This window comes from Prevotella sp. P5-126, assembly GCF_002251185.1.
Classification (GTDB): domain Bacteria; phylum Bacteroidota; class Bacteroidia; order Bacteroidales; family Bacteroidaceae; genus Prevotella.
The window spans coordinates 34,796-47,375 of the sequence record NZ_NPIZ01000040.1; the positions used below are offsets into that span (position 1 = coordinate 34,796).

General features: G+C 44.0%; 7 protein-coding genes. 2 read left to right on the plus strand and 5 right to left on the minus strand.

All coding sequences use genetic code 11. From position 1 onward, the window contains the following. Positions 1-63 precede the first annotated feature (63 nt). From carB to uxaC, 5 genes are all read right to left on the minus strand, one after another. The gene (gene carB, locus CIK90_RS03660) at positions 64-3,309 is read right to left on the minus strand and encodes a carbamoyl-phosphate synthase (glutamine-hydrolyzing) large subunit (RefSeq protein WP_094439701.1); all 3,246 of its coding nucleotides are present in this window, start codon (positions 3,307-3,309) and stop codon (positions 64-66) included. Between the two features lie 33 nt (positions 3,310-3,342). Next, complete coding sequence (gene carA / locus CIK90_RS03665) at positions 3,343-4,416, minus strand: glutamine-hydrolyzing carbamoyl-phosphate synthase small subunit (protein WP_094464371.1); 1,074 nt, start codon at positions 4,414-4,416, stop codon at positions 3,343-3,345. Positions 4,417-4,422: 6 nt separating this feature from the next. Next, positions 4,423-6,255 (minus strand): amidophosphoribosyltransferase, encoded by a 1,833-nt coding sequence (locus tag CIK90_RS03670; RefSeq protein ID WP_094464380.1) that lies wholly within the window; start codon positions 6,253-6,255, stop codon positions 4,423-4,425. 89 nt (positions 6,256-6,344) lie between these two features. Further along, positions 6,345-8,189 (minus strand): glutamine--fructose-6-phosphate transaminase (isomerizing), encoded by a 1,845-nt coding sequence (glmS, locus tag CIK90_RS03675; protein ID WP_094464372.1) that lies wholly within the window; start codon positions 8,187-8,189, stop codon positions 6,345-6,347. A gap of 93 nt (positions 8,190-8,282) precedes the next feature. Then, entirely contained in the window at positions 8,283-9,689 is a 1,407-nt protein-coding gene (uxaC, locus tag CIK90_RS03680; protein WP_094390351.1) for a glucuronate isomerase, read from the minus strand. A gap of 612 nt (positions 9,690-10,301) precedes the next feature. Here uxaC and CIK90_RS03685 point away from each other — a divergent pair. Next, positions 10,302-11,915 carry an ABC-F family ATP-binding cassette domain-containing protein gene (locus tag CIK90_RS03685; protein WP_094390349.1) on the plus strand — a complete coding sequence of 538 codons (1,614 nt, stop codon included), beginning with the start codon at positions 10,302-10,304 and terminating at the stop codon, positions 11,913-11,915. A 54-nt stretch (positions 11,916-11,969) separates the two neighbouring features. Beyond that, positions 11,970-12,569 (plus strand): nucleotide exchange factor GrpE, encoded by a 600-nt coding sequence (locus tag CIK90_RS03690; protein WP_371595914.1) that lies wholly within the window; start codon positions 11,970-11,972, stop codon positions 12,567-12,569. Positions 12,570-12,580: the final 11 nt, after the last annotated feature.

Here is a 12,580-nt window from a genome sequence, read left to right on the forward strand (position 1 = left end):
TTTTGACTGTGCAAATATAGTAAACATTTGGCAACCTGCCAAATGTTTACATAATTATTTTTGTCAATACTCTCTCCAAGACTTGATTCCTATATTGTCTAACGATACCGTACAGAACGCCTGGATAAAAGCAGAAGCCAATCGACTGTTGGTAATGAGCGGCACGTTGAGATCGATGGAGGCACGACGGATGAGATAACCATTACTCAGTTCTCCTTCGGTCAGATTTTTGGGGATATTGACTACCATATCCACCTTGTGGTCATGGAGGAGTGTAAGAGCCTGTGGCTGTTTGTCTGATTCGCTGGGCCAATAGACAGTCGTGTTTTCTATACCATTTTCTGTCAGATAGCGTGATGTTCCACCTGTAGCATAGAGCTTGTAGCCATGATCTACTAACATACGGGCAGCATCAATCATTTCAGCTTTCTGTTTAGGTGTACCTGTAGATAAGAGGACAGTCTTTTTCGGAATGCGATGTCCCACGCTCAGCATGGCTTTCAGCAAAGCCGTAGATGTATTGTCACCCAAGCATCCCACCTCACCTGTTGAAGCCATATCAACGCCAAGTACAGGATCAGCTTTCTGCAATCTGTTGAACGAGAACTGACTGGCTTTGATACCTACATAATCGAGGTCGAAAAGGTTTTTATGAGGTTTCTCAACAGGAAGACCAAGCATTACTTTAGTGGCAAGCTCAATCAAGTTGATTTTCAACACCTTTGATACAAACGGGAAGGAGCGTGAGGCGCGCAAGTTACATTCAATCACGAGAATGTCATTATCACGTGCCATGAACTGAATATTGAAAGGTCCGTTGATGTGAAGCGCTTTGGCAATCTGGCGACTGATGCGCTTGATGCGGCGAACTGTTTCTACATAAAGTTTCTGTGGAGGGAACTGAATCGTAGCATCTCCAGAATGGACGCCAGCAAACTCGATATGTTCTGAAATGGCATAGGCAAATATTTCGCCATCTTTAGCAACAGCATCCATTTCTATTTCCTTGGCATGTTCGATAAACTTGGAAACAACCACAGGGTGGTCTTCGCTCACATTTGCAGCCAACTGGAGGAAGCGCTCAAGTTCTTCACGATTGGAACAAACATTCATGGCCGCTCCACTCAACACATACGATGGGCGCACGAGAACTGGGAATCCTACCCTATCCACAAAACGGTCTATGTCATCCATCGAGGTCAAAGCGCTCCATTCAGGTTGGTTGACTCCAAGTTCGTTGAGCATCTGTGAGAACTTTGCACGATCTTCTGCGCCGTCAATATCGATGGCAGACGTACCCAGAATCGGCACGTGCTGTTCTGCCAAAGGCATGGCAAGATTATTAGGAATCTGTCCACCAGTCGATACGATGACACCATGAGGCTGTTCGAGGTCAATAATATCCATGACGCGTTCGAAGGTCAGTTCGTCGAAATACAGGCGGTCGCACATATCATAATCGGTAGAAACCGTTTCCGGATTATAATTGATCATGACACTTCTCCAACCTTCCTTGCGTATGGTATTAAGAGCCTGCACACCACACCAGTCGAACTCTACACTCGAACCGATGCGGTAAGCTCCTGAGCCAAGTACGATAATACTCTTTCCATCTTGTTCATATTGAATATCGCTTTCCACCCCACTATACGTCACATAAAGATAATTGGTCTGGGCAGGATATTCCGCAGCAAGCGTGTCTATCTGTTTAACCACGGGAACAATACCCATCGACTTACGTATCTTACGAACAGCAAGTACAGCCTCATGCATATTGTTCATGGTATCCTCAAGTCCGATGGCACGTGCAATTTGGAAATCGGTAAATCCATAGACTTTTGCCTCACGAAGTAATGTCGCATCAAGTTTTTCTGCCGATGTACCATCATTATTTTTCAGGCCTTTCAACGCCTCGTCGATATCTATGATGTGTTTCAGTTTGTAGAGGAACCACTTATCGATACGGGTAAGTTCGTGAATACGGTCAATATCATATTGCGGAAGATGCATAGCCTTTGAAATGACGAAGATGCGCTTATCGGTAGGTTCACGGAGGGCCGCGTCAACATCCTCAATCTTCAGTTCCTTGTTTTCCACGAAACCATGCATTCCCTGTCCTATCATGCGCAGTCCCTTCTGTATAGCCTCTTCAAAGGTACGTCCGATAGCCATGACCTCACCTACAGACTTCATAGATGATCCAAGTTCCTTGTCAACACCACGGAATTTGGACAAGTCCCAACGTGGAATTTTGCAGACCACATAGTCAAGGGCAGGTTCGAAGAATGCACTTGTCGTTTTGGTAACCGAATTATTGAGTTCAAAGAGTCCATAACCCATACCAAGTTTGGCAGCCACAAATGCCAAGGGATAACCAGTCGCTTTAGATGCCAAAGCAGAAGAACGACTCAGGCGTGCATTAACCTCAATCACTCGATAGTCTTCCGACTGTGGGTCGAAAGCGTATTGTACATTACATTCTCCAACAATTCCGATATGACGGATAATCTTGATGGCAAGGGCACGGAGTTTGTGATATTCTGAGTTTGTCAAGGTCTGAGAAGGAGCAACAACTATTGATTCGCCCGTATGTATTCCCAGCGGGTCGAAGTTTTCCATATTGCAGACGGTAATGCAATTATCGTAACGGTCTCGCACCACCTCGTATTCAATCTCTTTCCAACCTTTGAGAGATTTCTCGACCAATACCTGTGGAGAGAAAGAGAACGCTTTTTCAGCAAGTTTGTTGAGTTCTTCTTCATTATCGGCAAAACCAGAACCTAATCCGCCAAGTGCGTATGCTGCACGAAGAATGACAGGATAGCCCAATTCCGCAGCAGCTTTGCGTGTTTGTTCTATGTTTTCACAAGCCTCACTCTTAATAGTCTTTACGTTGATTTCATCGAGTTTCTCCACAAAGAGTTCGCGGTCTTCTGTATCCATAATGGCCTGTACGGGAGTTCCTAATACGCGTACGCCATATTTATCGAGCACTCCACTCTGATAGAGTTCTACGCCACAGTTCAACGCGGTCTGACCACCAAAAGAAAGCAGGATACCGTCTGGTCGTTCTTTTTCTATCACACGTTCAACAAAATAAGGTTGAACGGGTAAGAAGTATATTTCATCGGCTACCCCTTCTGATGTCTGTACGGTAGCAATATTCGGATTGATAAGTACGGTTTTCACCCCTTCCTCGCGTAATGCTTTAAGGGCTTGTGAACCAGAATAATCAAATTCTCCAGCTTCTCCGATTTTGAGCGCTCCACTTCCAAGGAGCAATACTTTTTTGATATTATCGTATTTCATTATTGTTCTTATTACAAAAAATGGTTTGATGGATTATAATGCCTCTACGAAGCGGTCGAACATAAACTCAGTATCGACTGGTCCAGAACAAGCCTCAGGATGGAACTGGCTGCTAAACCAAGGGTTGGTCTGATGGCGAATGCCTTCATTAGAACCGTCGTTCATATTGACAAAGAGTTCGCGCCATTCTTTTCCTAATGTAGAAGCATCAACGGCATAACCATGGTTCTGACTGGTCACATAACAACGGTTGGTACCTACTTCGCGAACTGGTTGGTTGTGGCTGCGATGTCCATATTTCAACTTATAGATTGAGGCGCCACCTGCCTTAGCTAACAATTGGTTTCCCATGCAGATTCCACATATAGGTTTACGGCTCATAGACATTTGTTTGCGGATAATATCGACGGCATCTCCACACATGTCAGGGTCGCCAGGTCCGTTAGCCAAAAAGAGTCCATCAAATTCCATTCCGGTATAATCGTAGTTCCATGGCACCCGAATAACTTCCACTCCACGATTGATAAGACAACGAATGATATTGGCTTTCACTCCACAATCGACGAGTAGCACTTTTCGTCCTGCGCCTTCATTATATCGGATGATGTCTTTACAGGAAACACGATCCACGAAATTCACACCTTCATAATCGGCTTCTGGAATATTGTCAGGTTCGTCGTCCATGAGTATTTTACCCATCATCACACCATGTTCACGAAGAACCTTTGTCAATTGGCGGGTGTCAATACCTGTTATACCAGGTACTTTTTCTCTCTTCAACCAGTCGGCAAGACTTTCGTTAGCATTCCAATGGGAATATTGCTCACTATAATCGCTTACGATAATAGCAGAAGCATAGATACGGTCGCTTTCCATGAAGGTCGGTAGGCCGTTCTTTTCGAAAGAAAACTGAGGTACTCCATAGTTTCCAACCAACGGATATGTAAGCGTCATGAGTTGTCCGGCATAAGATGGGTCTGTTAATGACTCGGGGTAGCCCATCATAGCCGTGTTGAACACGACTTCTCCTGCTACTGGTGCATCATAGCCGAATGATTTTCCTTTGAATTGCGTTCCGTCTTCCAGAACAAGTGTTACGTCTTTCATTATTTATTATTTTGTTTCCTGATTATATACATTTTCTATATAGTTCACGAATGCCTTGAGGCAGAGTCTTGTACCTCCTGGCGTTGGATAGTCGCCTGTAAAATACCAATCGCCATGATGATTGGGACAAGCTTTATGAAGGCCTTCTATGCTTTGGAATACCAGTTCTATAGGTGTTTCCACATCAGCAGGGCACAACATTTCAACCATCTTAACGTTGAGTTCTTCTACGGTAAACGGACGGTAGAGTTCCTTGACAGCACACTCCATGCTTCCGTCGTTTTTCTGAAGTTCGTCTTTACACTTCCGATAAACCGTATCTATGAGAGACTCCATATGTCTGTCTTTCAACAGTTGGATGCACGCACGGAAGGCGCAAAATTCCTCAAGGCGCGCCATGTCGATACCATAATAGTCTGGATAACGAATCTGTGGAGCGCTACTAACGATAACGATTTTCTTGGGTTGAAGTCGCGCGAGTATTTTTATGATGCTTTCCTTCAGGGTTGTTCCTCGCACAATAGAATCATCGATAATGACGAGATTGTCGCGTTGAGGTTCCAGAATCCCATAGGTTACATCATAGACATGTGAAGCCAAGTCGTTACGAGAATTTCCTTCGGTAATAAAGGTTCTCAATTTAATATCTTTCCATGCCGCCTTTTCCGAGCGCACGTAATCTTTAAGGATATCCTCCAATTCCTCTGGAGTAGGTATGTGGCCAAGATTCGAGATACGCTCTATCTTGCGTTGGTTGATATACTGTTTGAAACCACGCAACATACCATAGTATGCCACTTCAGCGGTATTGGGGATAAATGAGAATACCGTATGATGGACATCCTTATCGATAGCCTTGAGAATGCTACCAGTCAATTGTTCTCCTAAGAGGAGTCGTTCTTTATAAATATCCTCATCATTACCACGGCTGAAATAAATACGTTCAAACGAACAAGCTTTATCGCCACGTTGAGGAATTATTTGCCGTACATCCACCTTACCATTCTGCTTGACGAGTAAAGCCTGTCCGGCTTTGAGTTCGCAGACGGCATCCGAAGAAATATCAAAGGTGGTTTGCAATACAGGCCGTTCACTTGCTAAAGCCACGACTTCATCGTCACGATAGTAAAATGCCGGTCTGATTCCCCACGGATCTCTCATGGCAAACATTTCGCCACTTCCAGTCAATCCACACACAACATATCCTCCATCAAAGTCGGGCATCGTGGTTTGAAGGACATTACTCATTTCTACGTGTTGATCGATATAATCGGTAATATCGCGTCCTTCCAACCCTTGGCGTTGAGCTTCTACGAAGTTACGCTCCACTTCTCGGTCAAGGCGATGGCCCATCCATTCCAGCATGATATAGGAGTCTGAATAGATGCGTGGACATTGTCCCTGTGCTGTGATTTTCTGAAAGACATGGTCAATATTTGTCATATTGAAATTACCACAAATACAGAGATTCTTCGCCTTCCAGTTGTTTCGTCGCAGGAATGGATGAACATAAGTCAGTCCAGACTTTCCTGTAGTGGAATAGCGAAGATGGCCCATATAAAGTTCTCCAACCATGTCTTGTTTTACGCGCGAGAATATTTCTGTGATAGCGTCTTTACCTACAGCCTTTTCACGAAACATATATTCGTTTCCGGGCTCAGTATTTAGTTTTACCGTAGCAAAACCTGCGCCTTCTTGTCCGCGGTTGTGCTGTTTCTCCATCATCAGATAGAGTTTGTTGAAACCATACGCCCATGTACCATACTTCTTTTCGTAGTATTCTAACGGCTTAAGTAGCCTGATCATGGCCACGCCACATTCGTGCTTGAGTTCTTCCACGTTTTTGTCTCCTTTGTTTATTTGTGTTTGTATTGTCTGTTCTTCTCTCTTTTCACTACGTCGCAAAAAAAAGTCGGTAACTGTTGAAATCATTCAACGGTTACCGACTTTGCGAGATTACGGGGTTGGTCAACATCAAGACCTTTACATACTGCAACATGATACGCCAGCAATTGCAAGGGTATTGTTGTCAATAACGGTTCAAGACATTCGATGGTGTCTGGCAGTTCGATGACTTCATCGGCAATTTTGCTGATAGTATTGTCGTCGTGACTGACAATAGCGATAACCTTTCCCTTACGAGCTTTTACTTCCTGGATATTGGATAATACTTTCTCGTACATGGCATTATGTGTTGCGATGACCACCACAGGCATGTCTGAGTCAATCAAGGCAATCGGACCATGTTTCATTTCTGCAGCCGGATAACCTTCTGCATGAATATAGGAAATTTCCTTCAGTTTCAAGGCTCCTTCAAGTGCAACCGGATAACTGAATCCACGTCCGAGATATAAGAAGTTTCGTGCATAGGTGAATGTACGACTTAAATCTGCGATACGGTCGTTAAGTTGAAGTACTGTTTTTATCTTCTTGGGTATTTCGTGGAGTTCTTTCACCACATGCATGTAATTCTCCGTGGAGATTGTTCCTTTTTCTTTTGCCAAAGCAAGAGCCAGCATGGTCAATACGGTAACCTGTCCAGTAAAGGCTTTAGTAGAAGCGACTCCTATCTCTGGTCCTACGTGAATATACGAACCGGTATCTGTGGCACGGGGAATACTTGATCCGATGGCATTACATATTCCATAAATAAATGCGCCGTGCTCTTTGGCAAGTTGTATGGCGGCAAGGGTGTCTGCGGTCTCACCGCTTTGTGAGATGGCAATTACCACGTCTTTTGATGTAATGACGGGATTACGATATCTGAACTCTGACGCATATTCCACTTCTACAGGAATGCGACAGAGTTGTTCTATCATTTGTTTGCCTATCAATCCTGCGTGCCACGACGTACCACAGGCTACGATGATGAAGCGATTGGCATCAAGCAGTTGTTCCTTATAATCGATTACTGCCGAGAGTACTACGTTGTCGGTATCCACGTTGACGCGTCCTCGCATACAGTTGGTCAGACATTCGGGCTGCTCAAAGATTTCCTTAAGCATGAAGTGTGGGAATCCACCTTTTTCAAGTTGTCCAAGGTTAATATCCACCTTTTTCACCTTGAGTTGCTGTTCCTCTCCAAAAATACTTACCACTTTGAGTTCTTCTCCGCGACGGATCACGGCGATATTTCCATCTTCGAGATAGACGACCTTGTCGGTATATTCCACCAGTGGTGTGGCGTCTGAACCTAAGAAGAATTCGTCTTTACCTATTCCGACCACAAGTGGACTCTGCTTACGGGCTGCAATAATCTGATTGGGGTCGCGTTTGTCGATAATGGCAATTGCATAGGCGCCAATGACCTGGAAGAGAGCTACCTGTACGGCTGTGAGAAGATCGACATCCTTATGCTCCATAATATACTCTACCAGTTGCACGAGTACTTCTGTATCCGTATCAGAACGAAACTCTACGCCTTTGGATTGAAGTTTACGCTTCAAGTCTGCGTAGTTTTCTATAATACCATTATGTATAATTGCGAGATTCTTTGATTCAGAATAGTGAGGGTGTGCATTTACGGCAGATGGTTCTCCGTGGGTAGCCCATCGGGTATGAGCAATACCTACTGTTCCGCTTACATCCTTGTCTTTGCAATATTCCTCCAGGTTATCGACCTTGCCTTTTGTCTTACAGACATTAAGGTTGCCATTATCATTGATAAGGGCAACACCGGCAGAATCATAACCACGGTATTCAAGACGTCGCAAGCCTTTTATCAAGATGGGATAGGCTTGTTTGTTGCCTATGTATCCTACTATTCCACACATATATTTCCTCGTTTATAAAGTTTGTGTTCGCTATTTCGGGTGCAAAGATAAAAAAAAATCGGCTATCATGTGCAACGATAGCCGATTTTTTTATTAATAGAATTTGAAATATCTTCTTGCGTTGTTGTAAGAGATGTCTTCTACCATCTTTCCGAGCAACTCGCGATCGTCGGGAAGAAGTCCCTTTTCTACGTCATTTCCGAGCATATTGCAAAGGATGCGACGGAAATATTCGTGACGTGGATAGCTGAGGAACGAACGGCTGTCGGTAAGCATTCCAACGAAACGGCTGAGAAGGCCAAGTACCGAGAGTGCGTTCATCTGGCGCTCCATACCATCTTTCTGATCGTTGAACCACCATCCTGAACCAAACTGGATTTTTCCAGGTTCTCCGCCTTGGAAGTTACCTAGCATAGTAGCGATTACTTCGTTGGCACAAGGATTCAACGTATATAATATGGTACGTGTGAGCTTATCTTCCATGTTGAGCTTGTTGAGGAACTTCGACATGGCCTTAGCGGTATTGAATTCGCCGATAGAGTCGAAACCGGTATCAGGACCGAGAGCATTATACATCTTCGTGTTGTTGTCGCGGATTGCTCCGTAGTGGAACTGTTGGGTCCAGTCTGCATCAGCATCCATTTCTGCCATAATGGTCAGGAAACAGTTTTTATACTGACGAGTCTCTAAGGCAGAGAGCTGCTGACCACGAAGTGCCTTTTCGAAAATCACTTCAATCTGTGAATCTGTATATTCCTCATCATAGAATTCTTCAATTCCATGGTCTGAGAGTTTACAGCCATTGGCACTGAAGAAATCGTGACGTTTCTTAAGAGCGTCAACCATATCGGCAAACTTGGTAATGGTTACTCCGCTAACCTCTTCGAGCTGGTGAACATAAGCGCCAAAATCAGGTTTTTCGATATTCATGGCCTTGTCAGGACGCCATGCTGGAATCATCATGGGATCATCGGCTGCCTTGCTCTTTGCATATTCAATGTGGTTGTGAAGGTCGTCAACGGGATCATCGGTAGTACATACGCACTCCACATTATAGTGTTTCATGAGACCACGTGCAGAGAACTCAGGCTGTTTGAGCTTCTCATTACACTCGTCGAAAATCTCACGTGCAGTCTTTGGAGACAGAAGTTTTTCGATTCCGAAAGCGGTTTTCAACTCAAGGTGTGTCCAGTGGTAAAGTGGGTTGCGAAGAGTATAGGGAACAGTCTCAGCCCATTTCTCAAATTTTTCCCAATCGCTGGTGTCCTTTCCTGTACAATAGCGCTCATCCACGCCATTGGTACGCATGGCACGCCATTTGTAGTGGTCGCCGCCGAGCCAAAGTTCAGTAATACTGTTGAATTTGTGATCCTTGGCTACCATCTCTGGAATCAGATGGCAATGGTAGTCGATGATTGGCATTTTGGACGCATGATTGTGGAAGAGGTCCTGAGCCACTTCGTTGTCAAGAACGAAGTTTTTGTCATTGAATTGCTTCATTTCTTATTGTTTTAGTTTGATTCGTTTTAATTTTAACCTTGCAAAGGTAGCATTTTTTTTTGTTTTATAAAATATTATATATTAAAATATTGTCTTTTTTTACGTAAACGATGACGGAAAGACAACCTAAGATTTACGTTTTTCCATTTACTTTTCTTCTCTCCTTCCCCTTCATCTCCCATCCTTCTCCCATCAAGTTCGCATGATTGTAGAAAGATAATGGGACTTAATTGGGACTTAATTGGGACTTGCTTGGGACTATAACATAAACTTCCATATTCACAAATCCCGAACCCATCCCGAACCCATCCCGAAGGCTTCCCGAAGCCGAGAGCAGAGCCCAAAAAGCAGTAATAATTTCTCATTAGCACGACTCATTTTCACAAAAGTTTAGTTACATTTCTTCCACTTCTTGCTCCACCATTCTTCCTTCATTATTTCCAAACCATTTGAGTTTTTTCCGACTCTCTCCACGTTTCTTTGCCCGTTTTCACTGATTTTCAACAAAGAACCACATGGATTGACGAAAAAAGCAGGATTTTTCTTTGTAATTCGATTGATTTGCAGTAACTTTGCAAGAAATATATATTTTAAATAAAGAGAAAAGAAGAAATGATTACAGTCACAAACTTGGCTATTCAGTTTGGAAAGAAGACGCTCTACAAAGACGTCAACATGAAATTTACCAATGGGAACATTTACGGCATTATCGGTGCCAATGGTGCAGGAAAATCTACATATCTTCGAGCTATCAGCGGAGAACTTGAACCCAACAAGGGCACTATCGAACAAGGACCTGGCGAGCGTATGTCTGTGCTCGAGCAGGACCACTTCAAATATGATGCATTCTCGGTAATGGATACCGTCCTTATGGGACACCAGCCACTTTGGCAGAACATGAAAGAGCGTGAAGCACTCTATGCGAAAGACGAAATGACAGAAGAGGATGGAAACCGTGCCGCAGAACTGGAAATGGCTTTCGCTGAAATGAATGGCTGGGAAGCAGAAAGCGAAGCCGCACAACTCTTGCAAAACCTTGGTGTGGCAGACTCACAGCACTACAAGCAGATGGAAGAAATATCAAACAACGAGAAGGTGCGCGTCATGCTGGCCAAAGCACTTTTCGGTCACCCCGACAACCTTCTGCTCGACGAGCCGACCAACGACCTCGACCTCGATACCGTACAATGGCTGGAAGAGTATCTTTCAAACCTTGAACAATGCGTATTGGTAGTCAGCCACGACCGTCACTTCCTCGATGCCGTTTCCACCCAGACCGTCGATATCGACTTTGGAAAGATCACCCTTTTCTCAGGAAACTATTCTTTCTGGTATGAATCAAGTCAATTGGCACTCCGTCAGGCTCAGAACCAGAAAATGAAAAACGAAGAAAAAAGAAAGCAGTTGGAGGAGTTTATCCGCCGATTCTCTGCCAATGTGGCAAAGTCAAAGCAAACAACATCACGAAAAAAGATGTTGGAGAAACTCAACGTGGAAGAAATTCGTCCGTCAAGCCGCAAATATCCAGGAATTATATTCACTATGGACCGCGAACCTGGAACACAAATCCTCGAAGTAGAAGGACTCAAGGCTGTTGACACAGACGGAACCGTACTCTTTGACAATGTTAACTTCACCATCGAAAAGGGACAAAAGACCGTATTTCTGTCACACAACCCCAAAGCCATGACTGCTCTCTTCGAAATCATCAACGACAACAGAAAAGCCGATGCAGGAACATACAAATGGGGCGTTACCATTACAACAGCATATCTGCCGTTGGACAACACCTCTTTCTTCGAATCCGATATGAATCTCGTGGAATGGCTCTCACAATGGGGAAAAGGTAACGAAGTGACTATGAAGTCGTTCCTCGGAAGAATGCTCTTCAAAGAAGAAGATGTGCTCAAGCATGTCAACGTACTCTCAGGAGGTGAGAAAATGCGCTGTATGATTGCACGTATGCAATTAAAAAATGCCAACTGCATCATCCTCGACACACCAACCAACCACCTCGATCTGGAGTCTATTCAGGCATTCAACAATAACCTTGTCAACTTCAAGGGAAATATTCTCTTCTCTTCACACGACCACGAATTCATCAATACCGTTGCCGACAGAATCATCGAACTCACACCAAAAGGAACAATTGACAAACTGACAACCTATGATGACTACATTTATGATGAGGCCATCAAGGAACAACGCGCGTCTATGTATGAGTAAATGAAAACATGGCACAGAATTTGCATGTTCCTTAAGAAAACAAATAAAAACATTATGAAAGAGAATAAAGAAGAGCAAATAAATTGCGAAGAACAGGAAATGAATAAAGAGGAGGAATGCACACAGCAAGAATCCGCTCAGCAAGAATCTGCTGATAACACACAGCAGGCAGAAAACGAAAATCCTGAAGAAGAAGAAGAAAAGGATCCGCTGGCTGCTGCGCAAGAGGAAATCGAACAACTCAAAGACCAAGTATTGAGAAAGGCTGCGGAATTTGAAAACCTCCGCAAGCGCACCATCAAGGAAAAAGCAGAACTCATACTCAACGGAGGCGAGAAGGCAATTGTCACTATCCTGCCCATCATCGACGATATGGAGCGAGCTATTGAGAATGGCACCAAGACGGACGATCCTAAAGTGCTCAGAGAAGGCATGGAAATCATCTATCATAAATGTATCAAAGCATTGGAGTCGCTCGGAGTGAAGACCATCGACACAACAGACGCAGACTTCGATACCGACGAACATGAAGCAGTTGCCATGGTACCTGGTATGGGCGACGATAAAAAAGGAAAAGTCATCGATTGCATCCAAACAGGATACAAACTCAACGACAAAGTCATTCGCCATGCCAAAGTGGCAGTTGGACAATAAAGATTCATAGA

Bases quoted from the DNA above. Each gene is read 5' to 3' on its own strand.
- carA (WP_094464371.1), bottom strand. From the start codon at position 4,416: ATGAAAGACGTAACACTTGTTCTGGAAGACGGAACGCAATTCAAAGGA.
- carB (WP_094439701.1), bottom strand. From the start codon at position 3,309: ATGAAATACGATAATATCAAAAAAGTATTGCTCCTTGGAAGTGGAGCG.
- uxaC (WP_094390351.1), bottom strand. From the start codon at position 9,689: ATGAAGCAATTCAATGACAAAAACTTCGTTCTTGACAACGAAGTGGCT.
- CIK90_RS03685 (WP_094390349.1), top strand. From the start codon at position 10,302: ATGATTACAGTCACAAACTTGGCTATTCAGTTTGGAAAGAAGACGCTC.
- CIK90_RS03690 (WP_371595914.1), top strand. From the start codon at position 11,970: ATGAAAGAGAATAAAGAAGAGCAAATAAATTGCGAAGAACAGGAAATG.
- glmS (WP_094464372.1), bottom strand. From the start codon at position 8,189: ATGTGTGGAATAGTAGGATACATAGGCAACAAACAAGCCTATCCCATC.